The following is a 26,790-nucleotide window of genomic DNA, read 5'->3' on the forward strand; positions in this document are numbered from 1 at the left end:
TAAAGAGTCAATTGACGGATAGCAGAATTTACATACACTGCTTAATACGTTCCCGCAAATCTCGATCAGAAGACCATTTACAACGCGGCACAGAATTCGCAGTTCGCCTGCGAAACCAGTCATGACGCTGTTGGATGGCGAACCACCCAGGTCCCGACAATGTCTCGTGACGTTCTTCCTCCAATTCTTGCCAGTCTGATTCGTCAGGCCGGTCAAATTGCAGAAGACGTCAATTGCATTGCAGTCATCGCCTTGGCTGACGTCACTTATGACTTCAAAGCCATTCAGGAACGGCTGAAAAACACGACGGTCATCGTGGCTTCTCCTGTGACGGCCGTTTTGGACGCTGCCAGGTCTGACGGGGTGAAACTGGTTCCATTAATTCAGGAACCGCAAACCCGACAGGTTCAGATCAGTCAAGCATTGCTCGAAGCGATCGCCGACAATCTTGTGAAGACCGGCGATCGAGTGATTGTGCTGTATTCCGGTTACGAACGGGATTCGATCGACTCGCTGAGCGTCATTAATCTGAGTGAACGTCTTGCTCGATTGACGGCTCGAGACCTGCAACGGCTTGAAACACAGGTTCCGCTGGGAACATTGCGTCGCGTGGTGGACCTGGCCGTGGAGATTGGCCGGGAGGGTCGCGAAAGCAAGAAAGTTGGAACGTTATTCGTCGTCGGCGATCATCGAAAAACGCTTTCGATGTCGCACGAACAGATTCACGACCCGTTTCGTGGATATCCGAGAAAAGAGCGGATGATTTCTAACGCCCGAGTGCGAGAAAGCATCAAAGAGCTCGCTCAGATTGATGGGGCGTTTATCATCTCATCTGATGGATACGTGATGGCTGCAGGGCGAATTCTGGATGCCCCAGCTGAAGCGTTGACTCTGTCAAAGGGCCTTGGTGCCAGACACTGGGCCGCTGCGGCGATTTCCAAGAGCAGCAAGGCAATCGCAATTGCTGTTTCGGAATCGACAGGGACAGTGCGGCTCTTTCAGAACGGAACCGTCGTTCTGCGAATCGAGCCAATGATGCAGGCCATGAAGTGGCACGAAGTCGATACGGAACCGCCTCAAGACTAGGTCCAGTCTCGGCACGCGTGGCGTATCTGGCTCACGGAATTCCTCTCTTCACTTTCTCGCGAGTTGCTGCGCGCTTTACCCCGTTGTGCAATGGAAGTTGGGGATTCTCGCCCCCTTATCGACGCGTGCTCGTTGACGTTGCATGGCTTTCGGCTTATTTTCGAAGTCCATTCAAAAATGTCGATAGGTTCAGGTGTTCGAGTGACCGCTTCATCTGATTGAGAACACAGCAGTTCCATCAGTGCGAATCACGAACAATCTGGTTGAGCATCTTGACTCGAGAGAGACGCGGCGGATCTCAGTTCGCTCTTGAAATACGAGACCAATATGAAACATTTGCTTCGCACACAGTTGCTGCTGCTCGTCGCTGGACTTCTGGTCATGGGATCACTCGGGTGTCCCACAAAGCCTTCAGTCGGAACAAAGCGAATTGTCATTCTGACCAATGGTGACGACCCATTCTGGGACTCGTGTGAAGCAGGGGCGATGAAGGCCGAGCAGGAGCTCGATCTGGCAAAGCAGGGCTACTCGGTCACCTTCGATCGAGCCGACTTCACTGATAAAGGTCAGGTCGACAAGATCAAGCAGTACGCCGCACAGAATGATCTGGTGGGTCTTGGAATCTCTGTCTTCAATCCAGACAGCCCGGCCGTGGCAAAAGAACTCAAAGCGTTGCGGGATCGCGGAGTCAAGGTTGTCACCATCGACGGTGATATGAACCGTGAAAAGTATCGTGATACGCGATATGCATATCTCGGAACCGACAATGACATCGCTGGTCAGGAACTGGGACGTGCAGCCAAGGCGTTGACTCCAGATGGTTCGAACTTTGCCTTCTTCGTCGGGAACACTGGAGCAGCGAATGCCATCGCCAGAATGAATGGCTTCGTGACGGGATCAGGAGATAAGTTTAAAGAGATCGAACGACTGGAAGATCGTGGAGATCGCCCGACCGCTCGTAAGAATGTTCAAGATGCTCTCGATCGACATGCTGATATCAACATGCTGGTCGGAATCTGGGCGTATAACACTCCTCAGCAGATTGCTGTCGTGAAGGACCGTAAGATTCGTGAGAAGACAAAGATTCTTTCCTTCGATGCCGACGCTGCGACGATCGCTGGTATGAACGATGGTCAGGTGGATGCGATGGTTGTTCAGAACCCGTACCAGATGGGATATATTGGCGTTCAGCTGCTCAAAGCACTGCATGAAGACGACAAAGAATTCGTGAACGGGATGTACCCGACTTATTCTCAGGACGGGGCCAACGATCTGTACCGGACAGAATTGCGTGTGGTTGTCCCAGGGAAAGATTCTCCAGTCACAGCTGAGCCGTTCGAGAAGAATACCGTGTTCATGACTCTGGAAGAGTTTCAGAAGTGGCTGAAGGAACGTGGGCTGACTTCATCGTAACGCTTTCGACTTTCAGAGCGTCTCGCGCCCTGGAATGGCATCTCATGCCTGAAGTGACGATGAGTCATTCAAAGTGAAAAAGTCTGCTCGTTCTGCAGAGGTTATCTGCAGGACGAGCCTTCTCTCTGAAGCCGCTTGAAAGCGCCCCACACTTACGGACAGGTTTCATGGACGCTCTTCCGACTCGTGCAGGTTCCGGTTTCTTTCAGCGATACCGTAACGAACTCGGGCTGCTCATCGCGATTTGCTGTGTCGTCTTGTTTACGTCATTCATCAGCGATTCGTATCGCACATCGCCTCAGATGAATGCGGAAACAATTCTGCGCGATGTGGCGATGCTGGGCATCTTTGCCCTTGGGGCCGGGGTTGTCATCATCGCAGGAGGGATCGACCTTTCCAGTGGATCGGTGATTGCCTTCAGTGGGATGATGTTCTGTTCCGTCTGTCTTCTTCTGTCGCCAGTTGAAGCAGGAGTTCCTCAGACTGCGGACCTCCCGCTCTGGGTGTTTCTGGTCGCATTTCTTGTCACCATGTTTGCGGCGTTCCTTGTTGGCAGCTTTCACGCATGGCTCATTACTGCAATTCAGTTACCACCGTTCGTTGCGACGCTGGCGTCGCTGGTGGGGTTAAGAAGTCTCGCCAAACTGTTGATTCAGGATGTCACCAAGATTGCCTACGGAGCCAAGACCGGGAAGTCGACGATCGGGATTTCTGATCCCTTCTTTTTCGACCTTGGGAACGTCTGGTGGATTCCCGTTGTGATCTTTCTGGTGTTGTCGCTTGGACTCTGGATCTTGTTGAGCAAGACTGTTGTTGGACGGCATCTGTATGCGATGGGTGGGAACGAACAGGCCGCCAGGCTGAGCGGAATTCGCACGGATCGTTTGAAGTGGCTTGCGTACTGCATTGGCTCAATGACCGCTGCCATTGCCGGGATTCTTTATACGAGTTACGTCGGAACCAGTGAGCCGACGCGTGATGGCGCCGGTTATGAATTGAACGCGATTGCGGCCGCTGTCGTCGGAGGCTGCAGCCTGACCGGGGGTGTCGGAACCATTGCCGGAATGATGCTCGGCACGGTCTTCCTGAAGGTGGTGATTGATTCTGTTGCGAAATCATTTCAATCGCGCCCGGACCTGGTCGAAGGTCTCGTGGTGGGATTGCTGGTCGTGCTGGCAGTCGCCTTCAATGAACTCAGAGGAAGTCGAGGATTAAAGAAGCAGTTCTTCCCCGGCACACTCGGGTTGTTGAATGTCTTTATTCTGACGGTTCTGGCAGGCTTGATTACGTTTGCGACCTCTTCTCCGGAAGCAAAATTTCAGAACGGAATGATCGCTGCCGGGGGAACGCTCTTTCTGATTGGTCTTCGTGCCCTGTTTGAACGGCGTCAGGTAAAACTCGCCGCCAAATCTGTTTGATCTACTGTTGAAGATGAGTACGTTCTGATTGGTTTGCTGCGATGGCGAACCGGATTTTCCTGATTCCGTGGCAAGTTATTCCACCTGCGCAGGCGCTTTCATCGATCTGCCGTTAGTGGCGGCATTTTCGGATGAAGTTGTCGATTCCGTACAGACGATATGCACAGCGGACGTTGTCTCTCTGTCGTGATCTCTGGGATCGGCAGTATCTGCCGGTCAGGGAAATCCACGGAGAGCACGCTGGCCGCAGCCAAGGGGGGCTCGGCGCTGACAGTGTGGACAATGTGAGCGTGAACATTGTGCCAGCTGGCCAGTTTGAGCAGGGATCGCTCGTGGATCGACGTTGTTGTCCAGGTGGATAGCAGTCGCCGAATTCCACGCCGATGTTTTGTGATGTGACTTGTGAAGACGATTCTTCAGTGACTCCTTTCTCTCTGAGAAGGTGAAATTCTGAGTTCGTTATTCACGATGCGTTGCACAGCAGCCTTGCTTGAAGTGTCCGGCTGGGACATCACCGGTGCGGCTATGCAAATGCTGTCACAAATTCGAAACCATCGACTGATGCGGCAGGGAATTGCCAGCACATTGCTGCTGTTGGCCTTCCTTGTGGTGATCGATACGGCGCAGGCCGAAGTGATTTATTCGAAGTCGCGCCGATTTCGCATTCCCTTCCAGTTTGATTCTCAACAACTGACTCGAATTGGGGCGAACGAAGTCCGGCTGTACGTCTCTCAAGACAACGCGAACTGGAGCAACGGCGGTACCGTTTCTCCGAGCGATGGTCGCTTCACTTTCGAAGCTCCTGCCGATGGCAGCTATTGGTTCTCTGTAAAGACCGTGATCGGGAATAATAAAGAGATCCCGGCAGGTCCTCCGACTTCGAGTCTGCACGTCATTGTCGATACCGAGCCGCCTCAAGTTGAGTTGAAACTCGAAGAAGTTGAACTCGGTCGCTCCCGACTGACATGGATCGTCGTCGATCCGACGGTTGATCTGAATTCCTTGAATGTCGAGTATCTCGAACCAGAGTCACAGGTCTGGCAAAGTGTTTCCGTTCGCAGTCAGGATCGGGGTCAGTTGAGCTGGACGACCGAAGCGACTGGAACCATGCAGGCGCGTGCCCGAGTCAGTGATCTGGCTGGAAACGTCACCGAGGCGACCGCATCCACTTTCATTGCGAATCGCCCAAATCGAGAAAATGAACGCCCTGATGTTGGTAAACCAGTTGCTACCGATCCAGAGCGGATGAACACGATTGGTGCGAATTCTCCATCATCGATTCTTCCAGTCGTTCCTCAGCTGACATCGGTTCCGTCAGGCAAAGTTCCTGTTCTCGCGACGAATCTGCCGCTGCTTGAATCTCCGCCAAAGCTACCGACAGCAGCTCCATCAGCGACTTTATTAGTAGACTCACAGTCGCCCTCGCTGAGTCTCACTCCGCCATTGGTTTCACCTGTTGCACCCACTGCATCGCCGACCGCAAACAGTGCTTCGAAGCCGTCTGGTCATCTCGTGAATTCGTTGATCTTCCGGATTGCCTACAGTCTGCAGGAAGTTGGTCCGTCTGGTGTTGGCCGAGTCGACCTCTATGTCACTGAAGACGGGGGAAAGCAATGGTTTCACTATGGCAACGATCCTGACAAGGTCTCGCCAATGGATGTCTCCGTGCCACACGACGGGGATTATGGATTCGCGTTTCGAGTGACGAATGGACTCGGGCGCGCTGACATGCCGCCTCAGCCAGGGACTGCACCGGAAGTGACCATTACTGTTGATCGCACTCCGCCGGTGGGGAAACTCTTCCCGGTCGTTGCAGTGGGGCCCATTGAACGGAATGAAGTGACGATCAGTTGGGCAGCTCAGGATCGCAACCTCGGCGATCGACCGATTGCACTCTTCTATTCCACGTCGTCAACCGGTCCATGGTTGCCGATTCATGACTGGCTGGCAAACTCCGGTCAGGTCGCGTGGACAATTCCTTCGACGGTCACCAACTCCTTCTATGTCCGCATGGACGTCCGGGATGCAGCCGGAAACATCGCTCGTGTGTATGGCGAAACTCCGTACCTGATCGATCGATCACTTCCGCGAGCCCGGGTGACCGATGTGGAATCATTGGCGATTCCCGTCAACTAAGTCGCGACAACTTGTGGCCCGATCGAGTCGCCATTACATCGAAATGCTTTCCCGTACCGAACTTCGTTAGCCCAGTTCAATCACAACAGCGGTCGCATTGTCTCGTCCGTCGTTGGCAACGGATGATTCCACAACGCGTTTTGCTGCTGGATCACTCACTCGATCGTTGGGTGGGAAGCGGATCATATCTTCGAGTGCGTGATCCCAAAGACCTTCGTTCACGCCGTCGGTGCAGAGCAGGATGCGATCACCAGGCTCCACTTTCAGTTCGCCGATCTGCGGGTTCACAAACTGATTCCCGGAGCCGAGTGCCTGCGACAGAACGTTCTTTCGAGGATGCGTTCTTGCCTGTCGTTCGTTGAGTTCCCCTTTGCGGCGAAGCCATCCCACGTGGGTATGATCGTGCGAGATCTGCGTCAGTCCACCACCATGTTTCAGGTGATAGATGCGGCTGTCTCCAATGTGGCCGAAGTAAAACCGGTCTTTAATGAACCAGACAAGACTCAGGGTTGCTCCCATGTTCTTGCCTTCCTCGTAGCTCTGTCCAAGCACAGTTAACTGGCGGTGAATGCCGAGGAAGAGTTCCCGGATGCAATCACGAATCCCGGCGTCCTGATTCTTCACGTTCAGGTGGAATCGCTGCGGCATCAGTCGCGTGATATTGTCGACGGCGAATTTACTTGCGAACTCCCCTGAGCGTTCGCCTCCCATCCCGTCGCTCACCGCGAAGATGTAATCGAAGTCTCCGACCGGAACTGTTCCGTTGGCTGCGAGGTAGATGAACTCTTGTCGGCTGAAGGCGATTCCCATGAATTCGTCTTCGTTGTTCTTGCGGACCCTGCCAACGTCACGATACCCGGACCATTTCACCTGAGCAATTTTCTCAGGCTCCATGAACTCGTCGGCATTGATTGGCCCTTCAAGTTTTTGGGGCGGAGGAGCGGCCGCAGAGCCGTCAAGAATGGTTGCGAACTCGAAATCGATGAGGCAGAACCTCCCATCGCGTGATCGATAGGTGACATTGCGAAGGAACGGGTCGTCGTGTCGAACGCCGTACGTTTCAAGCTCGGCGAAGAGTGATTTCAGTTTTTCATCGTCCATTCGCTCAACGCGGGCACCGCAGTTGGTGGTGACGAGTTCCAGTTTATCAGGGTCGTATCCGAGCACTCGCGGAACGAAATCGCATCCTTTCTCTTCGAGATACTGCAAGACTCGCAGTTCATTCTCGAAGCGTTCCAATGCATTCTTGTGGCGGAAGGTTTTGTGCACGGACCCGTCATATCCGATCTTCACTAAGGCCCGGGCTGTGTCTTTTGCTTCTTCCACGTCGATTTCCTCCTGCGAACGTCAGACCAGTGCGGTCTCTTCGACGTTTCATGGTGAGGTTCATTGCAGGAGAGTCAAGCCTGCGACGCGGGAATCTTCCCGACGGTCAGGCTGATCACCAGGTTCGAACACTCTGACGGTCTTGCTTTGATGTGACGGCCGCTTTCACTTTGAGTCTGACTCCGAAACAGAAAAGGGGACATTCGTATGAATGTCCCCTTCCCGTAAGTCAGATTCAAATGTGGATACAGATCAGAGGCCGTTTCCGGATCCGATTTGTATCACCATCGGTTAGCCTTCTGGAACCAGCTTGAGAGTCTGTGTCAGACGAGCAAGGATGGTATATGGGTCGGCCTGAGAGTTCGGACGACGGTCTTCCAGGTATCCACGGTAAGCATCGTCTTTGACGAATGAGTGTGGGATACGGATTGATGCGCCGCGGTTAGCAACACCGTAGTTGAACTTGTCGATCGACTGGGTTTCGTGAAGACCGGTCAGACGGAGGTGGTTGTCTGGTCCGTAAGCAGCAATGTGCTCGTCTTTGTACTTCTCGAAAGCAGCCATCAGGCGTTCAAAGTAAGGTTTGCCGCCTTTATCACGCATGAACTTGGTTGAGAAGTTCAGGTGCATGCCGGAACCGTTCCAGTCGCCGCGGACTGGTTTACAGTGGAATTCGATATCGAGACCATACTTTTCCGCGAGGCGGATCAGCATGTAACGGGCAACCCACATATCGTCGCCGATTTTCTTTGATCCTTTGGCGAAGATCTGGAATTCCCATTGTCCCTTGGCAACTTCAGCATTGATCCCTTCGAGATTGATGCCAGCTGCGCGGACGATGTCGATATGCTCTTCAGCGATACCACGGGCGATGTCGCCCATGTGCTTGAAGCCAACACCGGTGTAGTATGGACCCTGTGGTGCTGGGTAGCCTTCTTCAGGAAAGCCGAGCGGGCGGCCATCTTCCCAGAAGAAGTATTCCTGCTCGAGACCGACCCAAAGGTCGTCGTCTTCAGCGATTGTGTTGCGGTGGTTGGTCGGGTGCGGCTCGCCGTTTGGCAGCAGCACTTCGTTCATGACCAGAAAGGCGTTTGTGCGAGTGACGTCTGGGTAGAAAGCGACTGGTTTCAGAATGCAATCTGAGCTACGGCCTTCAGCCTGCATTGTTGAGCTTCCGTCGAAGCCCCAAAGTGGCAGGTCAGACAGTGACTTTGGCTCTGTCTCAACGATCTTCGTCTTGCTGCGAAGATTAGCGACCGGCTGGCTTCCGTCCAACCAAATGTATTCCAGTTTATACGTTGGTAAGCTCATTCCTAAATCACTCCAGTCGAAATCATGAAGGCGAGGCGACAGCACGCTTGACTGAACAGGACCATTAAGGCGACGCAAAATTGCGATGCTTTGATTCTGTCATTCAGCAGCGTCACTCCAATTCTTTGCACCATGCTGAAATTGGAGGCAACTTGGCCCAAGTTATGGGCAGGTTAAAAACGGGGTTTCGACGTAAACCTATGTTTTATTGGTTATTCTGCCGGGACTTCCCCTGTGGTATGATGATAGGGCAAAGTGAGTGCCAAGTTCTTCAGGAACGACACATTTTATCAGAATCAATACGGCCCGATGGGATTGACGAATGGATGGCGGTTGATTTGTCAGGCAAAATGAGTCATACATGGCCTTGGCTCCAGTCGCCGCAATTCATTCGGAAAGCGATTCAAATGAAGCACAAACTCTCTCTGGTGTTCGGCTGTTTGATGGCGTCGACCATTCAGGCTGCTGACCCGATTCCATTTGATGTACGGGTGTTGGCTGTTGATGCCAACGAAGGCTGCGAAATTGCAGATTTTGATGGGGACGGCAAACTCGATGTCGTTGCCGGACGCAACTGGTATCGAAATCCGGATTGGACTCCACGTCCTGTCCGTCTGATTGAAGATATCAACGGATACGTCCATTCCAACGGGGATTTTGTTTACGACATCAATGGCGATGGTCGCCCGGATGTTGTCGCCGGAGGATTCTTCCAGACTCAGGTGCACTGGTACGAAAATCCGGGCGCGGACGCATTGAGTAAAGGCTTTCTCTGGAAGCAGCATCTGCTCGTCGATACCGGGTTGGGGGCCAATGAGGCAGCCTTTCTTCAGGATTTGAACGGCGATGGAAAGCCGGAGTGGATCTGTAATTCCTGGGTCGACAAGAACCCGCTCGTTGCTTGGGAATTGACGACGGTTAAAGAGAAAGTCGCTCCGAAAGACGGGAAGGGTGAAGCGAAGGAAGTGGATCGTGTGACCATGCAGCGGCACCTCATCTCCGAGGTCGGGCAAAGTCACGGGTTCGGTTTCGGCGACATCAACAATGATGGACGCCAGGACATTCTGACCGCTTCAGGATGGTTTGAATGTCCAGAAGGCAATCCATTCGAAGGACCGTGGAAGTTCCACCAGGACTGGAAAACTCGCTGGAGTGTGCCAGTTCTCGTTCGAGACCTGAATAAAGATGGTCTGAATGACATCGTGATCGGAAACCCTCACGACTACGGTTTGTTTGTCTGGTGGGCCGAGAAACCTGAAGCGGACGGGAAGCTGAAGTTTCGAGAAGAAACCATCGACAAGTCCTATTCACAGTTGCACTGTGTTCACTTTGCCGATCTCGATGGAGATGGACGCGATGAGCTGATCACCGGCAAGCGAGTCCGTGCTCACAATGGTAGCGATCCAGGTGCCGCCGAGCCGCCGATTGTCTGCTACTACAAAATTGATGAGCAGGGGAAGTTCACCCGATTTGTCATCAATGAAGGAGAAGTCGGGATCGGGTTGCAGATCCGCACGGCCGATCTCGATGGCGACGGAAAGACCGATATTGTCGTTGCCGGCAAAGAGGGAACCCAGATTCTTTTCAATCGTTCGAAGTAAACAATCCGACGGTTTGCCGAAGATTACAACTTGAAGATCAGGCGGGAGTCTTGCCATGTGCGAGGCTCCCGCTTTCTTTTTGATTTGAACTGTTCTCGTGGCTGATATCAGTCTGCTTTGTTGCAAAAAGTGCAGCGAAGCGCGTTGAACCTCGTTTTCTGGCTGGCGACGAATTGACGCGTTGTGGACGATTTGTTCAAATCTGTTCATGTTCGTCCACGAGCGACAATCCCGGATTTTGCGGCATCTCCAGAAGCAACCCAGCAGCAGCATTACGCAGTTGCAGGAAACTCTGGGGATTTCGCGATCGACTCTGCGCCGGGATCTCGTCGAGTTGGAAGAGATGGGCGAGATCGTTCGGGTTCACGGGGGAGTCGTCCACCGGAACTCGTTACGAGGCGAACCGACATATGATCGTCGGGGACGGGAAGCGATTGTCGCCAAGCGAGCCATTGCCGTTACGGCTGCAGGACTCGTTCCACCAGATAGCGTTGTCTATATCGATGGCGGGACGACCTGCGTCGAAGTGGGACGGCAACTTGCTGCCAGAGACGATATCAAGATCTTCACACACTCCGTTCGATTGCTGATCGAGTTGGGAGATTGTGCGGCCAGCATTATCTGTGTTGGCGGAGAATATCGACACGTCAGTCAGGCGCTTGTCGGGGGACTTTGCCTGAGCTGGCTGGATCATCTCCGCTGTGACATTGCCATTCTCGGAGCGTCAGGACTCCATGCTGCAGACGGGGTCAGCACAACGGAAACATCTGAAGCCATTGTGAAGCAAGCCGTGATTCGACGCAGTGAAAAGTCGATCGTCGTGGCCGATGGACGCAAGTGGATCAAGCCCGCCGCTGTAACCTTTGCCGGCTGGGATCAGATCGATGTGATGGTGACAGATGAACCACTCCCCAAGGCGAATGCAAAAAGCATTACCGCACAAGGGGCGGAAGTGATCGTGGCTCAGGAAGTATGAGCCGAACGAAGCGAATGAATTCCTCAAAATCGTGAGCCATTTCCGCTCACATGTTAACTTTAAGAAAGCGAATGCAATGAAGTCGTATCGTATGAACCGCCTGTTCAACGCCAAGTCAGGCCGTTGCTTTGACGTTGCAATTGACCATGGTTTCTTCAATGAACTCGGCTTCCTGTCAGGTCTGGAAGACGTGAACAAGGCAGTCAAAGTTCTGGTCGACGCTGCTCCAGACGCAATCCAGTTGACTGTCGGACAGGCTCGTCACCTCCAAGCAATTCCAGGCCGCGAGAAGCCTTCTCTGGTGCTGCGAACCGACATCGCCAATGTCTATGGCAACAAGCTGCCACGGACTCTGTTCAGCCGCATGATTGAAGAACCTGTGATTCAGGCGATTCGTCTCGATGCAACTTGCGTCGTCGTGAATCTCTTCCGCATTCCAGATGAACCGGAAGTCACAGATCAGTGCATCCAGAACATCCTCAAGATTAAGCCAGACTGCGATAAGTACGGCATTCCGCTGATGGTCGAGCCGCTCGTATTCCAGTCAAATGAAAAGGCTGGCGGTTACATGGTTGACGGCGACGTCAACAAGATAGTTCCACTGGTTCGCCAGGCTGTGGAACTCGGTGCCGATATCATTAAGGCTGACCCAACCGATAACGCCAGTGACTATCACCGCGTCATCGAAATCGCCGGTGACATTCCAGTTCTGGTTCGAGGCGGTGGAAAGGTTGGCGATGCCGAATTGCTCGCCCGAACTGTCGAAGTGATCAAGCAAGGGGCAGCAGGGATCGTTTACGGTCGTAACGTGGTTCAGCACTCAAACCCAGCCGGAATCACCCGAGCTTTGATGGCTGTTGTTCATGATGGGGCGACCGCTGAAGAAGCAGCCGCCAAGTACTTGAGCTAGTCCGAATCGGTTACATGTATTCGGATCCGTGACAGGTGTGCTGATTCGTTTCTGATGTAGCACGAGCGCTCGACTGCGTCGTCAGATTCAGATGCGCATCCTGAAGTGGAATCCGCGTTCGTTTCGCACACGGCAGCTGATTCAGTTGTCGTGCTGCGAACGAAACATTGAGTTTGCCTGTTTTCAGGCACTGCTTTTAAAGCACGACTTACGCGAAATGCAATCACAGATGAAATCTGAGACACCTGAATGGTTGGCGTTCAGGCTCTCGGTTCATCTCACTCCTTTTATTGTCAATCATTGAAATCATTACCATGAGCAAACGTCGCCAGGTTCGATTCGGGTTAATTGGTTGTGGGTTGATGGGGCGTGAATTCGCCTCTGCAATTGGACGTTGGTGCCACCTCGTTCAGACGGATGTCGAACCAGTCATCACCGCGGTCTGTGATCCGAATCCAAGTGCGACGGAATGGTTCGTCGATCGCGTTCCGTCAGTCAAATCAGTCACAACAGACTATAAGCAACTGTTGGCTGATCCTGAGATCGATGCCATCTATTGTGCAGTTCCTCATAGCCTGCATGCTCAGTTGTACTGCGACATCATTGCAGCAGGAAAACACCTGTTGGGTGAAAAGCCATTCGGGATTGATCAGGCTGCAAACAAGCTGATCAATGAAGCTATTGCCAAGAACCCGAACGTACTGGTTCGCTGTTCGTCAGAGCTTCCGTTCTTCCCAGGTGCATTCCAGATTTCCAAGTGGATTCGCGAAGGCAAGTTCGGCAAGATCATCGAAGTGGAAGCCGGTTTCTGGCACTCCAGCGATCTTGATCCAAACAAGACGATCAACTGGAAACGTATGATTGCCGTCAACGGCGAATACGGTTGCATGGGCGACCTGGGAATGCACCCATTGCACGTCCCATTGCGAGCCGGCTGGCGTCCAAAGAACGTTCGTGCATTGCTGTCGAACGTCATGACTCATCGTCCAGGAGCAGACGGAAAACTTGTTCCTTGTGAAACATGGGACAACGCGACTCTCGCCTGTGAAGTCGATACCGGTTCACAGCAGTTCCCGATGATTGTCTCAACCAAGCGCATCGCCCCAGGCCATGCGAACAGCTGGTTTATCAACATCTACGGAACGGAGTTCAGCGCCCGGTTCACGACTCAACAGCCGAAGCAGTTGTCATCAATGCCGTATACAAGCGGCGGGCCTCAGGCATGGCATACTGTCGATATTGCTCACGTTTCAGCGTATCCGGTCATCACTGGCGGGATCTTTGAATTCGGCTTCAGCGATTCCATCCTGCAGATGTGGGCCGCCTTCTGTGATGAAGTGGTAAACGGGCGCGAAGGCATGAAGCAACCGTTCTACTGTGCAACTCCACAAGAAGCTGCTCAGACTCACGCGATCTTCACTGCAGCGCTGAAGTCACAGGCCGAACAGTCAACTGTGGTCATTGACTACAGCAACGTTCCGTAGTCCTGACCCATTGGGCAGATTGAACGCCACAAGCTGCGGAGTCCTCAACATGAGTGTTGTGGGTTCCGCGGCATTTTTGTTTTTCGGGTCTCCCTTATGTTTCCGGAAGCAGATCGTTGAGGACGCGGCAGAACGCGCCATAGGCTCCGGGGCCAAACAGGACGAACCTGACCAGAGCAGGGGCCTGATGTGTTTTGAGGAAATCGATGACGGTTTCCAGTGAATCATTCGCCGCACGGTCGATCGGGTAACCGAAGACTCCAGTACTGATCGCCGGAAATGCGATCGACCTGCATTGCTGCTCGGTCGCGAGTTTCAGGCAGTGACGATAGGTGCTTTGCAGCAGCTCACGCTCTTTCTTTCGGCCACCTTGCCAGATAGGGCCGACGGCGTGAAAGATGAACTTCGCGGTTAGATTTCCTGCCGTGCTGGAAACGCATTGTCCTTCAGGGCAACCGTTGGGATGTGTGCGTCTCAGGTCTTCAAGAATCGAAGAGCCGCCTGCCTGATGGATTGCTCCGTCAGTGCCAGAGCCCACGATCAGATTGCGGTTGGCAGCATTCACGATGACTTCGACGGCTTCATGGACGATGTTGCCTTGTCCCAGTTCCAACAGACATTCGCCGATATTCCGTCTCATGAATTGGCCTTGGCTGACATAAGAGCATTTCTCCCATTGAGAAAGGGCATCAATGCGGAAGAGGCCGGAATTCAACATCAGGTGAATTCCGACCTCTTTGCTTGATCAGGTTGCCATGGTCAGTGGCGACTTACTTCTTGGCTGGCTTTTCGTCGTGATCGTGATCGTGGTCATGATCATGGTCGTGCTTGATCTCGCCAGTCGCCTTTTCGCCAGCAACAACGAGAATCACTTCCCCATGCAGCTCTTCAGCGGTTTTGACTGATTCAGGAACGAGGTCGGCGGCTGCGACGAAGCGACTGGTCTTGCCGTCAGTTTCGCCTTCCAGCGGTGACGCTGTCAGAGCAATTTCCTTCTCTTCTTTCCCGATGTGGAGATGCAGAGAGGCGGTTGCGTCAGCGACAGGCAGAGCGGTTTTTGCATCGCCGCCGAGAATATAAACAGTCAGAGCACGATCAGCACCAACGGTGACTTCGGCGTGGTACTTGCCCAGCTCGATAATGTGTCCACCGTGTGGGCCGAGGTCGTGATGATGATCGTGACCCGCTGGAGACGTGTTCGTGACGTCGTCTTTGTGTCCGAGTTCACGGTAACTTTCACCAGCAGGTGGACACCCGAGCATCAACGCGAGGCTACAAGTTGCGGCTGCAGCCGAACCGCGTCCCCATTTGCCTGATGAATATTTTCCGAGTCGAAATTGTGGAGCCATTTGATTTCTCGATTTTTTGAAAAGCATTCAAAGACAGAATTCACAGTCCCGAGGGCGAGCACCACTGACTTCAACAGAATTCAGAGTGCCGGATTCGTTCAGGAATTCTGAGTTCGCAGTTTAATCATGACGTGAGTTTGCCATTTGAACAGACAAGATCTGTGTTCGTGCTTCAAAAAGCAGAACGGATGTCATACTGGACAAAGCAGTTCGGAATTACTGCATGCCTTCGTCGCGATTCGACCACCAGGGAAGGCTGATCCCGCCGTCCATCAGGACAGTGCTTCCGGTCATATAGTCGCACTCATCATTCATTATGAAGCTGACGAGTCGCCCGATTTCCTCTGGTTGTCCAAGGCGTCCCCAGGGAATCCCTTTGGCACCCTGAGCAAGTTGTTCGTCTGTGAAGAATTTGCGTTCACCGGGGGTGTCGATCCATCCAGGGTGCACAATGTTCACTCGAATTTTGTGTCTCGCGAGCTCGATTGCCGCTGTGCGCGCCATGTGATCGATTGCAGCTTTAGCCATGTTGTAGGCCATTGCCGTTGGAAACGGGATCACGGCGTGCGGTGAGCTGACGACAACGATGGAACCTCCGTTGTCCTGCTTGACCAGCTGTTGAGCAACGGCACGAACACCATAGAAGGCGCCCCACATACTCACGTCGATTGTTTTGCGAAAACCTTCGATGTCAGCGTTGACCATTCGCTCGCGGTCGCTGTAGGCCGCGTTTGAGACCAGACCGTCGATTCCGCCCCATTCGTCCACAACACGTTGAACCATGGCGTCAACGTCGTCAGAGTTCGAGACATCTGCCTGAATGATCAGAGCCCGTTGCCCGAGCGCACGAATTTCATTGGCGACTTCTTCTGCTTCTTCCGCGTGCGAACGATAGTTCACTGCCACGTCAGCTCCTGCACGAGCCAACTGAACCGCACATCCTCGCCCGATGCCGCGGGACGCCCCTGTTACGAGAAATCGCTTTTTGGCCATCGTATTTTTGTCAGTGTTCTGGTTGTTGCGAATGCTGAATGTAATTCAATTGCATCTACTTGAGGCAGCATAACAAGTCGGAATTTGTATTCCCACTGCGTTCATCAGTCGTCCGGGCCGTCATGAAGGAGGGGTCTCCTGGATGTGTCGTGTGCGACTGTAGTGCGTTTTTCTCATCAAGAGGACTCGCATGTCTCAGTTTTAATGATGATGACTGAGGGAAATCTCTCACACATGAGTCCGAACGAGGTTGGTTTTGTTGGAAATTTTCAACATGCACGAAAAAAGAATTGGCAGAGAATAGGGGGAGATTCGTATTTACAGAAGGGGCGTATTTCGGGCCTAGCCGGAATGGATTGCGTGCCTAGGATAAGAGTTAACGGGCAAGCAGAAGTTGATTGAGTCACGACGTGAATGCAAAACAGAAGAAACCAACCAGACAGGGAAGTCCACCAGCAGATGGGAAGGAGCAGTGTGAACCACTTCATCAGCTGGTAAGCGATTTGGAGGGGCTTGAGCGACTGCAATCGATGCAGCTCAGGCTGATTCGAGAGATTCGACGGCAAATCGCCGATTTGCGAAAACAAGAGTAAGCGAGTTTCTTCTCTCGTTCCGATACGATAATGCCCTGAAAACAGTCGAGGGTGGGGATCTACGCTTGTGTGTGGATCGTCACCCTGATTCTGTTTCTGGTTGGCTGAGCTCTTTCAGCACCGTTGATAACCTGCCTTGAAATTCCGTTGAGATGCTCTGTGACAGACTCGAGATGAGCATCTCAGGCTGCACCTGTCCCACGTCTAATTGCTCGACGTTGAGATCAGTCATGACGAACAAGCGGCTTGTCTACCTTGACGGCATTCGAGGAATGAGTGCGATTGTCGTCTGTGCTGGACATCTCCGAGCGGCAACCTATCGAGATTTCAGTGAGATAGAGAACCCGACATTTCTGGAATCGATGTTCTACTTCGGGACATCTCTCGGCCACCAGGCTGTGATGGTCTTCTTTGTGTTGAGCGGCTTCTTTGTTGGAGGCGCCGTTCTGAGGGCCGGCCAGAATTTTCAATGGACAAGTTACCTGATCGCTCGCTTGTCTCGGCTGTGGGCCGTCTTGCTGCCAGCGTTGGTTTTTACTGTGTTGATCGACGCCGTGATCACAGAATTCTTTCCCGAGGTGCTCTCAGGACATTATCGAGAAAGATGGAACTCTGGACCGACCGCCGGATTGGACGGATACTCGTCGTCCAGTCTTATCTTTCTTGGAAATCTGTTCTTTCTGCAGACAATTGCAGTTCCGGTGTTCGGTACTAATGGGCCGCTGTGGAGCCTAGCTAATGAATTCTGGTATTATATCGCGTTCCCTGTGCTGGCAATCATATTAGGGCTTGCCGGATCGCCGGGCGGGAAGTATTCGAAGTTATTGTATGCGGTTGGATTTTCACTGTTCTTCCTGCTGCCACACAACATCGTACACCGGTTTTGTGTTTTTCTGATGGGTGTGTTGGCTTATTCTGTTTCGCAACGATTCGAGTTCAAAAAGCGGTACGGATTGTTGTTCGTTTCCCTCTTTCTGTTTGCGATTTCGTTGATCTACTCGAAATCGATACGACTACAGTTGATGCTCAATATTTCCAGTGAGTTCATGATAGGCTTGGCATTCGCCCTTCTTTGCACCGTACTGGCTCGCTGGCCGAATCCCGATGAGACGAGTCTTGGAAAGGCAGTGACGACGGTTTTGACCAAATTGTCGGATCTCTCTTACTCCTTGTACTTGATGCATTTCCCTCTTGTCGTGTTAATTGCTGCCTCGTTTTATCATTCTGAAAGCATGAAATTTAGTCTCTCTGAGTTTGGTGTATTTACATCGTTGCTAACATTTCTCGTAGCGCTGAGTTGGGTGTTCTGGGCCGTTTTTGAACGACAAACACCAATCGTGAAACGACTATTTGAGAAGTTACGCAATTCAGCTTCGAGATGACGTCACGCAGAGATGTGTGCGATGTGTCGGACGTTGATGCGAACGGACCATTGCGATCCTGAACCCGATTCCGAAAAGAGCAGGCCCGGTATACGAGCGAAGCCGAGAGGTTTTCTCGGCTTCGCTTACTTCACATCGCTGATGAAGGATTATGCTTTCACAAGAAAGGCGACTTCGCCGCTTGATCCGGATTCGGTCGTGTGAACCTTGACGCTGATTCGACCAGGATTAGCCGTCAGGTCAGGATGAATTTCAACCACGAGCTGCGAATCGTTTCGATCGACTACTGTCGGTGTCGCAGAGTTGAACATTGCGAAACTGCATCTGTCGAAACCTGTTCCCTGAATTTTCACCAACCCTTCCCATCCAACTTTTACGGTTGCAGGACTGATTGACTGAATCGTGACCTCTTGGGTTTCCTGAGCTGAATGCATGAGTTCTTGTCCTTTCGAATGTCTCTTTTGCGTGTGAGCCATACAGAGTGTCCGAAGCAAGCGATGCGAGCTTCAGGCAACCACGGTTCACCATGCACGAGAAACAACTGATAAGGTTGAGCGCTTTGCTGTCTCACTTGTTCGGGACCCAATCGCTTTTCAATTGGAGAAAGCGCTGAGTCCCGCCTGACAGAAACGAAACTTCCTTCCATTCTCGTCTGAAATGTCATTCAGGCAAGGTGTAAAGTCGGAAGTCGTATGGAGGCAAAGGGTTTGGAGGCTCCTGTCTTTCCCGCAGTCAACCAAAACGGCTTTGCGAACAGGCACGATGCGGATTAGTCCTTGTTGGGGCGTGGAAGATCAAACCGGAATTGATGCTGATCCGGATCTGGCGCATGCTTGGATTTCTTGCACAGGGCTTCGTCTTTTGGATTGAAGGTGTAAACCTCGAACCGGTTTTCCTCTGGCAGAAATCGAACGAGCCGCAGCCACCCAGTTGAGTAATCCTGAAGAATCTCGTGGATCTGATTGCCGTGATCCCCAGTTGTCTGAGCGTGCATTGTCTGGGTGCGGCTTTGATCACCAGAGAAGACAGCAACAAGGTGAGGATGCTTGCGATAGCACTTCTCCCACAACTGTTGCGGAGAGTTGCCACGAGCACCATGAATCTTCGACCATTCCATGCGGCCTTTGGGAGCCTCAATAAACTCGTCGTTGTTCTTTGGCTTCTTCAGTGGTCCCCAACCCATGTGAGATGTGATGAATGCCAATCGATTCGGGTGAGCACTCAAAATACCATTCGCCCATTCGATCACATTATCAGGCGCGTTGCATTCAAGATGCAGGAACAGAAAGTCGCGTCCGCCTGCGGAGAAAAGTTGATAGCTGTTCGCATTGTTGCCTGAGATCTGAGGATTGTCCGTGAGACCGGGAAATGATCCTGCGTACCATGGAAAATCAGCGAAGCGAGACTGAGGGAAGTACTGCTGGAAGAGTGTGGAATCCCCTTTGGATGTCATGTCATGGTTCCCGACAGAAATTCCGTATGGAACCTTCCCATGAATCTTGTCCATGCACCGCTGAGCGACCTTCCATTGCTCCGGCTCATTCTTGTCCACGATGTCACCAACATGGCTGACGAATGCGATCGACTGCTTGTCGAGATTCTCCACGATCCAATCGACATGGGCATCGAAGATCGGGTTCGTCAGCGGAGTGTCGCCTTTGTTCTCCCCTTCCTTCTCGACGCCTTTGTACGCCTGTGTGTCCGGGATGATCACAAAGCTGATCGACTTTGCTGGTGCCGGCGGCAACTTGTCTGCTGCGTTCACAGCGGACAGAGGTGTCACTCCGCACAGGATAAGGTATAGCAACAGAGAAGCGCGGACGAACATTAAGGCCGACTCCACGAAAGGAATTCGAAATAGACGCAATCGATAGAATTATCCGCGTCGAGATGCCCGCTTGCTGAACGTATGGCAGACATCAGAGACTTTACCTGCCCCGTCCAATGCGACATGGTAACGGTCATCACCTTCCAGACGGTGGACGGCCATGTGATTGTTGCTGCTGACTTTCGCAAGGTACGGCCGTAAAGATGGCTCGTTGAGCGCCCGTAATTTCCCCCACGATCCGTCACCCAGATATAACACTCCATTTTTGTCATGGAGTCCGTCGGTTAATGGAAGTGAGCGTTTGAAAGTGTGATCGTGGTGCTCCAGGACCAGATCGACTTTATATCGTTCAAATAAAGGACACCAGTGCGTCCGTTGTTGATGCCCTGTGCCCGGTTTTCCATTGGAACCGAATGGGACTCGATATGATGGATATGCAGGAACGTGATAGGCAACAAGCAGGTGTTGGCGATCCTGTCTCGCAGCCAGCGTTTGCTCCAGCCAGTCGGTCTGCTCACCGTCAATAGGACACAGATGCCCGGTATCAAGCATGACCAGACTGAGGTAATCACCGATGTCGAACACACCGTAGGTCTTCTCTGAATATAACCCGTCGAAGAAACTCAGGTACTGCGGCGCCTTGCTTCGATCGGTTGTCGCTCCCTCAACCTCGTGATTACCAATGCAGGTAATCATCGGGATCATACGCCCGGATGAATCAACCATCTGAGCATTCCAGTTCCTTAAATACTGGGTGAATGTCTCAGGTGATTTTCCGTTATCATATGCTAAATCGCCGCCAACAAATGCAAAGCGGGGATCCTGCTTCGCGGCGATGCCATTGACTCGAATCGCATCTTTTCCAATGCCGCAATCTCCTCCAGAAACGAATTGAATCGTGTCAGTGGCCTTTGCTGGCATCGTACGGAAGCGGTGAATTGCACTGGTGCCACTCAAGCGGAACTGGTACTCGGTATCCGGGGTCAATCCTTTGACTTCGCAGCGATGTAGTTTCAGATCTGTTTTCTGATAAGCCCTGAGCTCTGTGGGATACTTCTTCCATTCTGTTTCATCGAGTTTGGCGAAATGAATCGTTCCTCGTGCGGCTGTGTTCTGATCCAGCCATTGAATGGTAATGGTCGTCGTCGGGTCGCTTTGCCAGGTCAGAAACAACGTGTCTGGTGGATTCGATTTGCTTTTGGTCGCTGACTCTTCGGACTTGGAAGATTCCTCTCCAGCTCCCCAAACGTTTCGCGTCCATCCAGATGTCGCTGCCAAACCTGCGAGAGAAGCCCCAAGAAAGTCTCGTCGACGCCATGTAGTCATTGTTGCCTCGAAGCCAGGGTGGTCACTGCTGAAATCGAATCAGAGAGCAGATCAAATTGAGCTGTTCAGTTCGAATGAGGGATCGAAGGTATTGGACAGGAAATCGTGTTCGGCCGGTAGGTTACTTACGCAGGTCAATTTGTACGACGTTTTCTTGGGAAGAAGAGACGCTTGCAATCAGGCCACTCTTTGCTGGATCACGATAGCGCGCCGGAAGGTGATGTTCTTCTCGCACCCCTCCTCCTGGGAGTTCATGCACGTCGACCTTGTAAACGAGAATACGATAATCCCCCTCCGCCGCTCCATCGTTCGGTTCGAATGATTGGAGTTGGAACTTTCCGGATTCATCTGTCTTCGCAGTTGCGGCGAAGTCGTGAGTAGAAGGGGAGAAAACGATCTTCGCTCCCGACACCGGGGTGCCTGCAAATGTCACAACGCCCTTGACTGGAAATAGCTCTGGCCGACCGGGGATGCGTTCTTTTCCACATCCTGCACAGAGAACTATTAGCATCAAAGAGAAGAAACATTGAGCTCGCGAAAGATTTATGAAACGCACGACTTACCTCATGTTGACAGTGAGCTAATTTGCATGGAATCAACCGTGTTTCAACAGTCCCGTTCGATCGCTCGCCTCATCGAGATTAGAACTCTCCAGCAACTTCACTTCCGCCAATCGATCCGAGAGCACCCCAGGTTCCGAAGGGGCTTGTCCCGGTGGTCACATCTTTCGACGACAGATTGCCTGAATGGATATTTTCACTAATGAAGCGAACCGCTCCATCTCCCATCAGCACATGAACACCACCGGTATGCCAGCTGCTGGCGGGGACCTGTCCGTTTGAGTGGTCATTCGAACTTTGCATGCATGCAGGTGAGTTCGGCGGAAGGACAGTGTTGATGCCGGTGTAAACGGCGACACCATTTGCCCAGCCATTTCCTCGCCAGTTTCGGTTTGTTCCCGTACTTAACTTTCCTGTTGCTCGATTCGCTTCAAGAAAACAGGTGATGCTGTTGTCATAGCCTGGGGCAGCACCGCGAGAGCTGGCGATTCCTCCAAGGATATCGCTTGGATCGTTACTGGTCGCCATTTCACCCATAGCAATCGTATTGCTGGTTCCATCGCTGATGTCTCGAAACCTGCGAATGGCTTGGAATCCGAACATTCCGCGACGGTTGTTTCGTACGGAAACACGAGCGCTCACTGTTTCCGATCCGGTGATCTGGCGATTATTGTCACCCCAACTGAATCCGTAGTTGGTCTGACCGCCCAGCTTGTTGACGATGATCAGCTGAGAAGACGGGCAGGACAGTGCGCTAAGGTCCTGCATAAATGGGGTGTATGCTTCATTTCCAGTTCCTGGACGAGGCCCGAAGGCTGGATAGGCGACGCCTCCAATTGTCAGAGGACTGCTGATCTGGTTGTAGAGTGCTCCCTGATCGAAGTAAGGAAGTAACCCGATGAATCCGCTGGCCCGATTCACGTTATTGTCTGTAGCCTGACTCGTTCCTCCGTCCGGATGCCCCGTTCCCCCTCGTGCGTAAGGAAAGCACCCGAACGTGTCGTGGTAGTTGTGTAACGCCAGGCCTAATTGCTTGAAGTTGTTCTTGCATTGAGAGCGTCTGGCCGCCTCACGGGCCTGCTGCACGGCTGGCAGGAGAAGTGAAATCAGTATCGCGATGATGGCGATGACAACCAGCAGCTCGATCAACGTAAATCCAGAATGCAAACGACGCTTATTGATAAGCATATCGTCCTCCAGTCTGATTGTTCTTTGTGTTAATGGAAGCCTTGGCAGCGTGGCTGACGACCTGACAAAACAGTTCAGAACAGATTTGATCGCGAAACGCGTCAGCTCATTGATTTGCAGCAACTTCCGATGATAAATCGGAAGGATGACCGATAAGCGATGCTAATACGCGAAAATTATTTTAAGTCCACTCGCTGCAACATTGCGAAACATCTTTTGGATGATTTTAGAATAAGTCGCACAGAACTCTTTCCGTGAGCGGCCCTGCAATACACGGAAATCTGAACTCCGGGCTCGGTATTCACAGAACCTTCACGCAACGTTCGCAGTGCAGTAACAAACGATGCTGGTTCTCTGATTGGATGCGGAATTGACTCAACTCAAGCCGCGACATGTGGGAGTTGGAAGAACGTAGAGAACCTGAGTTGGATCATGGAGAAGCAGGGTCAATTACTGCTGAGTACCGCAATTGGAGCCTCGAACTCGCAGTGAAGGAGGTAATCGAGTAAAAGCGTTTGTAGTCAGGTTCACTTCTGGTGTTGCTGACTGATCCATGTGCGCGTTTCAGAGATGGTTTCTCCCTGGTCACCCCTGAATAAGTCAGATGAGCATCCCGATGAGATTGTTTATCACTGCTGTTCTTCTCTTCGCGACCACACCCCTTCAGGCCGCAGATCTCTATTACATCGCTCATCGCGGTGAGTACATGACTCTTCCGTCGGAACCAGCGGATGGAGTGCGAACCGGAGTAGTCGATGCACCAGAAGGGACGCGACCAGCCTTCGAGCGTGTTCGAGACAACAAAGTGAAGGCGGTCAAACTCGATATTCAGTTCACGCCGGATAAAGTCGTCGTAGTCTCGCACGACACGAATCTGAAACGCACGACAGGGCGCGATCTGCCTATCGCCAAGACGACCTATGAGGAGATGAAAGATGTTCCGTTTCTGAAGGTCGGCAAATACGAAGGAGAGCGAATTGTCACTCTGGATCAAGCTCTTTCAATCGTGAAGGGCTGCGATCTGTTCTACGTCGATTTCAAGGCGTACACGCCGGAAATGATGGACGCTGCGTTCAAGATCTTTGAAGCTCACGGCATCCCGACAAGCAAGATCATCATTGCCACATTCACTGAAAATGCCCTTAAAGGGGCGATGACTTCGCATCCGGACATTCGTCGAGTGCTCCACATCAGTTACACGAAACGTCCCGATGGGAGCTTCCAGTTCAATGGTGGAAGGAAGTGTGCCAATTTCGATGAAGTGAAAGTGCAGATGCAGGAACTCAAGAAAGAGTTGGGTCTCTTCGGGTTCAATATTCCTTCCTGGAGTCCATCCACGACTCCAGAGTACATTAAGGAACTGAAGGCGGATGGCTGCTGGGTCTCTCTCTGGTACGGCCATTCAACAGAGGTTGCAGACAAGTTCTGGAACTCCGGAGCCGACGCTTTCGTCACCGGGATGCCAAGCGCGCTTCAAGCTTACATCGAAACGAAGACAAGCGGGAAATAAGGGAATCGCTCAGTCCCTCCTCGCCGACGATTTCTGAGCCGGTGAGGACAAGGCCTTAAAATCTCGCTGATGGAGGTGCCTTGCGTCTGCCTGCGGAAACCTGATTCGTATCAGGTGCCCAGAAAATCATTTGTAGAGCGCTTGCATGGCATGCAAGACGTCAATTGGGGCAGGGGAGATGATGGGCTGTGTGGTGCAAGAAAAAAGGCCTTAAACCATGACGGTTTAAGGCCTTTGAGTGGAGGATAGCGGGCTCGAACCGCTGACCTCTTGCATGCCATGCAAGCGCTCTCCCAGCTGAGCTAATCCCCCATGTGCTGGATTGCCAATCGCAAGGTCATTGCTGACTGGCAAGAATCATTTCGGCATTTCGATGTTCGAAAATTGAGCCGAAATGTTTTCCGTTCCAAATGCGTTTGAAGCTTGTTGAAACGGAGCGGAAAAGTTAGTGATCAATTTGTCGGATGTCAAGATTTACGGTCTCCAGATTTTGTACAAATTTCGATCACACGATCTTTACGACAATGTCGCCGCCCCTGAAAGGGATCTCACAGAGATCAATTTTGATGGGGGCGATATTTCTTGAAATGACTTTGAACCATTGTCGCATTCTTCGCGTTCTGAAATCTGATTAAATCATTGATGCTCGTGAGGTTATGCTTGCTGGGTTGCACCATCGGATCAGGGCGGAGCATGCTCTCAGGCGTCATTTTTCCGACTTCGGACAGCATTTCGGCATCGCGTTACATCGCATTTTGGATGGATGCCTGTGTTTCCGGAACGCCGAGTTCAGCATTTTGTCTGTCGTTCTGGTTGCTGCACGGACAGATGAAAGCCTGAGATCGAATTGTGTTGGTTGATGTGATGGGGTGTGCGGTTTTTGTGTGTCGGACTGAGATCTGTAAGTTTTGATTGAAAGCGCGTCGATGAAGGCACCCCAGGAGGAAAAGAAGAGCTGCTCGGCATCCGATTTGGGATCGAATGACGCTCAACAGGTTTCGAATCAGGACGCTCACGGTACCGGTGTCGCATCAGATGTCGTCGCCGAAGTTGTGGCGGAGGTCGTGACTGAGCCAAAAGGGGATGCACCTCAGGTTGAGTCTCCGCTTTTCACTGGGGCATCGACTGGGCGTGTTGGAAATGTGAAAGCCATTCTCAACGACCCAGTCACAAGCCATATGCAGACCGCTTCTCCGTTGCTGAAGTTGGAGCAAACGGTTGGCGAGGCGTTAGCAACCGTTCGAGCAACGTCGAATGTCGGACGGGCCATTTATTTCTATGTTGTTGATAATGATGGATGCCTGAAGGGAGTTGTTGGAACGCGGAAACTGCTTCTCAGCCCGTTGGAGACGCCACTCGCGTCGGTTCTGTCGACACGAATCATTGCAATTCCATCAACTGCGACCGTGTTTGAAGCGTGCGAGTTCTTCACGTTGCATCGGCTACTGGCATTTCCTGTCGTTGATGACGCAGGGAAGGTGTGCGGCGTCGTTGATGTGAATCTTTACACCGATGAGATCCTTGAATTTGATCGTCGACAGGATGGGGAAGATCTGTTTCAGCTGGTTGGGATTCATCTGGAGGACGCGGCAAAAGGAAATGCCGGACATGCGTTTCTCAGTCGATTCCCCTGGCTGGTCTGTAATATTGTCGGGGGGATGCTCGCTGCGGTCATCGCGGATTATTACGACGACATTTCGACTTTGGTTGTCGTGGCCCCGTTCATTGCGCTGGTGACGGCCCTCGCTGAGAGTGCCAGTATTCAGGCGGTGAGTATTGCCATTCAGGTCCTGCACAGTCAGACATCGAAATGGAGTGTTTTCTTTCGAGAAGCTCGGAAAGAGTTGCTCGTGAGTATGATGCTCGGACTCGCATGTGGGGCGGCTGTGGGGGTGATTGCGATCGCCTGGAAGGGGAGTCTGGTTGTCGCCTTGAGTCTCTTCCTGGGAATCTTTGGTGGAGTGGTTTTCTCTGCCTTGATCGGGTTGAGTATGCCGTTTGTGCTGCGTTTCTTCAGTCGTGATCCGCAGCTGGCGTCAGGCCCAATGGCGCTGGCGATCAGTGACGTGGTCACGCTGATCTTCTACTTCAGCCTCGGGCGATGGTTGCTGACGTGACCCTGTGAATATTCTGAGCTGACTGTTTTTTAGCCAGCAAAATGTCGGGATTGTCTTCGCCGAGAATGTGCGGCACACTGCGGAAGAGAGTCGGAAGAGCCAATTCGTGTGTTCTGAAGGAAAATCAGGACAGTGCAGGGAGTGACGGCATGTTCCGGTGGCGACTCAATTCGTTAACCAGAGTTATGTATTGTGGAGTAACAGCTGCGCTGATTCTCTGCTTAAGTGATCGCGCACTGGTCTTTGCACAGAGAGATGGTCTTCAGCAAAGTGCAGATGAGGA

At 52.3% G+C, this 26,790-nt stretch carries 22 protein-coding genes and 1 tRNA gene; 12 read left to right on the top strand and 11 right to left on the bottom strand.

Annotation, left to right across the window (positions count from 1 at the left end; translation table 11 throughout):
• Positions 1–159 precede the first annotated feature (159 nt).
• From SH527x_RS15580 to SH527x_RS15600, 5 genes are all read left to right on the top strand, one after another.
• Positions 160–1,086: a DNA integrity scanning protein DisA nucleotide-binding domain protein gene (locus tag SH527x_RS15580; protein ID WP_437191605.1), complete on the top strand. Its 927-nt coding sequence runs from the start codon at positions 160–162 to the stop codon at positions 1,084–1,086.
• Positions 1,087–1,413: 327 nt separating this feature from the next.
• Positions 1,414–2,499: a substrate-binding domain-containing protein gene (locus tag SH527x_RS15585; RefSeq protein WP_437191606.1), complete on the top strand. Its 1,086-nt coding sequence runs from the start codon at positions 1,414–1,416 to the stop codon at positions 2,497–2,499.
• Positions 2,500–2,666: 167 nt separating this feature from the next.
• Positions 2,667–3,917, top strand: a complete 1,251-nt coding sequence (locus SH527x_RS15590; protein WP_437191607.1) for an ABC transporter permease — start codon at positions 2,667–2,669, stop codon at positions 3,915–3,917.
• A 131-nt stretch (positions 3,918–4,048) separates the two neighbouring features.
• A complete protein-coding gene (locus SH527x_RS15595) occupies positions 4,049–4,279 on the top strand; it encodes a hypothetical protein (RefSeq protein ID WP_437191608.1) in 231 nt (76 codons plus the stop codon).
• A gap of 106 nt (positions 4,280–4,385) precedes the next feature.
• Positions 4,386–6,053: a hypothetical protein gene (locus tag SH527x_RS15600; RefSeq protein ID WP_437191609.1), complete on the top strand. Its 1,668-nt coding sequence runs from the start codon at positions 4,386–4,388 to the stop codon at positions 6,051–6,053.
• A 66-nt stretch (positions 6,054–6,119) separates the two neighbouring features.
• On the opposite strand, the gene SH527x_RS15605 is transcribed toward SH527x_RS15600, so the two are convergent.
• Together SH527x_RS15605 and SH527x_RS15610 are read right to left on the bottom strand one after the other, a co-directional pair.
• Complete coding sequence (locus SH527x_RS15605; protein ID WP_437191610.1) at positions 6,120–7,379, bottom strand: protein phosphatase 2C domain-containing protein; 1,260 nt, start codon at positions 7,377–7,379, stop codon at positions 6,120–6,122.
• 291 nt (positions 7,380–7,670) lie between these two features.
• Positions 7,671–8,690, bottom strand: coding sequence for a glutamine synthetase beta-grasp domain-containing protein (locus tag SH527x_RS15610; RefSeq protein ID WP_437191611.1), 1,020 nt, complete (start codon positions 8,688–8,690; stop codon positions 7,671–7,673).
• A 407-nt stretch (positions 8,691–9,097) separates the two neighbouring features.
• Here SH527x_RS15610 and SH527x_RS15615 point away from each other — a divergent pair, with 407 nt between their 5' ends.
• The 4 genes from SH527x_RS15615 to SH527x_RS15630 all read left to right on the top strand — a co-directional run bounded on the left by SH527x_RS15615 (position 9,098) and on the right by SH527x_RS15630 (position 13,661).
• Positions 9,098–10,291: an FG-GAP repeat domain-containing protein gene (locus SH527x_RS15615; RefSeq protein ID WP_437191612.1), complete on the top strand. Its 1,194-nt coding sequence runs from the start codon at positions 9,098–9,100 to the stop codon at positions 10,289–10,291.
• A gap of 208 nt (positions 10,292–10,499) precedes the next feature.
• Positions 10,500–11,267, top strand: coding sequence for a DeoR/GlpR family DNA-binding transcription regulator (locus SH527x_RS15620; protein ID WP_437191613.1), 768 nt, complete (start codon positions 10,500–10,502; stop codon positions 11,265–11,267).
• A 76-nt stretch (positions 11,268–11,343) separates the two neighbouring features.
• Positions 11,344–12,177, top strand: a complete 834-nt coding sequence (locus tag SH527x_RS15625; protein ID WP_437191614.1) for a class I fructose-bisphosphate aldolase — start codon at positions 11,344–11,346, stop codon at positions 12,175–12,177.
• Positions 12,178–12,491: 314 nt separating this feature from the next.
• Positions 12,492–13,661, top strand: coding sequence for a Gfo/Idh/MocA family protein (locus SH527x_RS15630; RefSeq protein WP_437191615.1), 1,170 nt, complete (start codon positions 12,492–12,494; stop codon positions 13,659–13,661).
• Positions 13,662–13,755: 94 nt separating this feature from the next.
• On the opposite strand, the gene SH527x_RS15635 is transcribed toward SH527x_RS15630, so the two are convergent.
• The 3 genes from SH527x_RS15635 to SH527x_RS15645 form a co-directional block, all read right to left on the bottom strand.
• On the bottom strand, positions 13,756–14,379 hold the full coding sequence (locus tag SH527x_RS15635; protein WP_437191616.1) for a macro domain-containing protein: 624 nt from the start codon (positions 14,377–14,379) through the stop codon (positions 13,756–13,758).
• Between the two features lie 52 nt (positions 14,380–14,431).
• Positions 14,432–15,010 carry a hypothetical protein gene (locus SH527x_RS15640; protein ID WP_437191617.1) on the bottom strand — a complete coding sequence of 193 codons (579 nt, stop codon included), beginning with the start codon at positions 15,008–15,010 and terminating at the stop codon, positions 14,432–14,434.
• A 216-nt stretch (positions 15,011–15,226) separates the two neighbouring features.
• The gene (locus tag SH527x_RS15645; protein WP_437191618.1) at positions 15,227–16,003 is read right to left on the bottom strand and encodes an SDR family NAD(P)-dependent oxidoreductase; all 777 of its coding nucleotides are present in this window, start codon (positions 16,001–16,003) and stop codon (positions 15,227–15,229) included.
• Positions 16,004–16,826: 823 nt separating this feature from the next.
• Here SH527x_RS15645 and SH527x_RS15650 point away from each other — a divergent pair.
• Entirely contained in the window at positions 16,827–17,978 is a 1,152-nt protein-coding gene (locus SH527x_RS15650) for an acyltransferase family protein (RefSeq protein ID WP_437191619.1), read from the top strand.
• 149 nt (positions 17,979–18,127) lie between these two features.
• Here the strand turns inward: SH527x_RS15650 and SH527x_RS15655 are convergent, their stop codons facing one another.
• The 5 genes from SH527x_RS15655 to SH527x_RS15675 form a co-directional block, all read right to left on the bottom strand.
• Positions 18,128–18,412, bottom strand: a complete 285-nt coding sequence (locus SH527x_RS15655; protein ID WP_437191620.1) for an IPT/TIG domain-containing protein — start codon at positions 18,410–18,412, stop codon at positions 18,128–18,130.
• A 335-nt stretch (positions 18,413–18,747) separates the two neighbouring features.
• Positions 18,748–19,806 carry a metallophosphoesterase gene (locus SH527x_RS15660; RefSeq protein ID WP_437191621.1) on the bottom strand — a complete coding sequence of 353 codons (1,059 nt, stop codon included), beginning with the start codon at positions 19,804–19,806 and terminating at the stop codon, positions 18,748–18,750.
• A 48-nt stretch (positions 19,807–19,854) separates the two neighbouring features.
• Positions 19,855–21,132: a fibronectin type III domain-containing protein gene (locus SH527x_RS15665; RefSeq protein WP_437191622.1), complete on the bottom strand. Its 1,278-nt coding sequence runs from the start codon at positions 21,130–21,132 to the stop codon at positions 19,855–19,857.
• 121 nt (positions 21,133–21,253) lie between these two features.
• A complete protein-coding gene (locus tag SH527x_RS15670; protein WP_437191623.1) occupies positions 21,254–21,643 on the bottom strand; it encodes a hypothetical protein in 390 nt (129 codons plus the stop codon).
• A gap of 130 nt (positions 21,644–21,773) precedes the next feature.
• Complete coding sequence (locus SH527x_RS15675) at positions 21,774–22,880, bottom strand: DUF1559 domain-containing protein (protein ID WP_437191624.1); 1,107 nt, start codon at positions 22,878–22,880, stop codon at positions 21,774–21,776.
• 604 nt (positions 22,881–23,484) lie between these two features.
• Here SH527x_RS15675 and SH527x_RS15680 point away from each other — a divergent pair.
• Positions 23,485–24,390, top strand: coding sequence for a glycerophosphodiester phosphodiesterase (locus SH527x_RS15680; RefSeq protein WP_437191625.1), 906 nt, complete (start codon positions 23,485–23,487; stop codon positions 24,388–24,390).
• A 239-nt stretch (positions 24,391–24,629) separates the two neighbouring features.
• On the opposite strand, the gene SH527x_RS15685 is transcribed toward SH527x_RS15680, so the two are convergent.
• Positions 24,630–24,702, bottom strand: a tRNA-Ala gene (locus SH527x_RS15685).
• Between the two features lie 614 nt (positions 24,703–25,316).
• On the opposite strand from SH527x_RS15685, the gene SH527x_RS15690 reads away from it, so the two are divergent.
• Positions 25,317–26,507, top strand: coding sequence for a magnesium transporter (locus SH527x_RS15690; RefSeq protein ID WP_437191626.1), 1,191 nt, complete (start codon positions 25,317–25,319; stop codon positions 26,505–26,507).
• The last annotated feature ends 283 nt before the right edge of the window (positions 26,508–26,790 follow it).

Origin of the sequence: Planctomicrobium limosum (assembly GCF_051465645.1) — a bacterium.
GTDB lineage: Bacteria > Planctomycetota > Planctomycetia > Planctomycetales > Planctomycetaceae > Planctomicrobium.

What these genes read in the sequence shown, in the direction of transcription:
- SH527x_RS15580 (WP_437191605.1), top strand. Translation starts at nt 160, where the DNA reads ATGTCTCGTGACGTTCTTCCTCCAATTCTTGCCAGTCTGATTCGTCAG.
- SH527x_RS15585 (WP_437191606.1), top strand. Translation starts at nt 1,414, where the DNA reads ATGAAACATTTGCTTCGCACACAGTTGCTGCTGCTCGTCGCTGGACTT.
- SH527x_RS15590 (WP_437191607.1), top strand. Translation starts at nt 2,667, where the DNA reads ATGGACGCTCTTCCGACTCGTGCAGGTTCCGGTTTCTTTCAGCGATAC.
- SH527x_RS15595 (WP_437191608.1), top strand. Translation starts at nt 4,049, where the DNA reads ATGAAGTTGTCGATTCCGTACAGACGATATGCACAGCGGACGTTGTCT.
- SH527x_RS15600 (WP_437191609.1), top strand. Translation starts at nt 4,386, where the DNA reads ATGCGTTGCACAGCAGCCTTGCTTGAAGTGTCCGGCTGGGACATCACC.
- SH527x_RS15610 (WP_437191611.1), bottom strand. Translation starts at nt 8,690, where the DNA reads ATGAGCTTACCAACGTATAAACTGGAATACATTTGGTTGGACGGAAGC.
- SH527x_RS15615 (WP_437191612.1), top strand. Translation starts at nt 9,098, where the DNA reads ATGAAGCACAAACTCTCTCTGGTGTTCGGCTGTTTGATGGCGTCGACC.
- SH527x_RS15620 (WP_437191613.1), top strand. Translation starts at nt 10,500, where the DNA reads ATGTTCGTCCACGAGCGACAATCCCGGATTTTGCGGCATCTCCAGAAG.
- SH527x_RS15625 (WP_437191614.1), top strand. Translation starts at nt 11,344, where the DNA reads ATGAAGTCGTATCGTATGAACCGCCTGTTCAACGCCAAGTCAGGCCGT.
- SH527x_RS15630 (WP_437191615.1), top strand. Translation starts at nt 12,492, where the DNA reads ATGAGCAAACGTCGCCAGGTTCGATTCGGGTTAATTGGTTGTGGGTTG.
- SH527x_RS15635 (WP_437191616.1), bottom strand. Translation starts at nt 14,379, where the DNA reads ATGTTGAATTCCGGCCTCTTCCGCATTGATGCCCTTTCTCAATGGGAG.
- SH527x_RS15640 (WP_437191617.1), bottom strand. Translation starts at nt 15,010, where the DNA reads ATGGCTCCACAATTTCGACTCGGAAAATATTCATCAGGCAAATGGGGA.
- SH527x_RS15645 (WP_437191618.1), bottom strand. Translation starts at nt 16,003, where the DNA reads ATGGCCAAAAAGCGATTTCTCGTAACAGGGGCGTCCCGCGGCATCGGG.
- SH527x_RS15650 (WP_437191619.1), top strand. Translation starts at nt 16,827, where the DNA reads ATGACGAACAAGCGGCTTGTCTACCTTGACGGCATTCGAGGAATGAGT.
- SH527x_RS15655 (WP_437191620.1), bottom strand. Translation starts at nt 18,412, where the DNA reads ATGCATTCAGCTCAGGAAACCCAAGAGGTCACGATTCAGTCAATCAGT.
- SH527x_RS15660 (WP_437191621.1), bottom strand. Translation starts at nt 19,806, where the DNA reads ATGTTCGTCCGCGCTTCTCTGTTGCTATACCTTATCCTGTGCGGAGTG.
- SH527x_RS15665 (WP_437191622.1), bottom strand. Translation starts at nt 21,132, where the DNA reads ATGACTACATGGCGTCGACGAGACTTTCTTGGGGCTTCTCTCGCAGGT.
- SH527x_RS15670 (WP_437191623.1), bottom strand. Translation starts at nt 21,643, where the DNA reads ATGCTAATAGTTCTCTGTGCAGGATGTGGAAAAGAACGCATCCCCGGT.
- SH527x_RS15675 (WP_437191624.1), bottom strand. Translation starts at nt 22,880, where the DNA reads ATGCTTATCAATAAGCGTCGTTTGCATTCTGGATTTACGTTGATCGAG.
- SH527x_RS15680 (WP_437191625.1), top strand. Translation starts at nt 23,485, where the DNA reads ATGAGCATCCCGATGAGATTGTTTATCACTGCTGTTCTTCTCTTCGCG.
- SH527x_RS15690 (WP_437191626.1), top strand. Translation starts at nt 25,317, where the DNA reads ATGAAGGCACCCCAGGAGGAAAAGAAGAGCTGCTCGGCATCCGATTTG.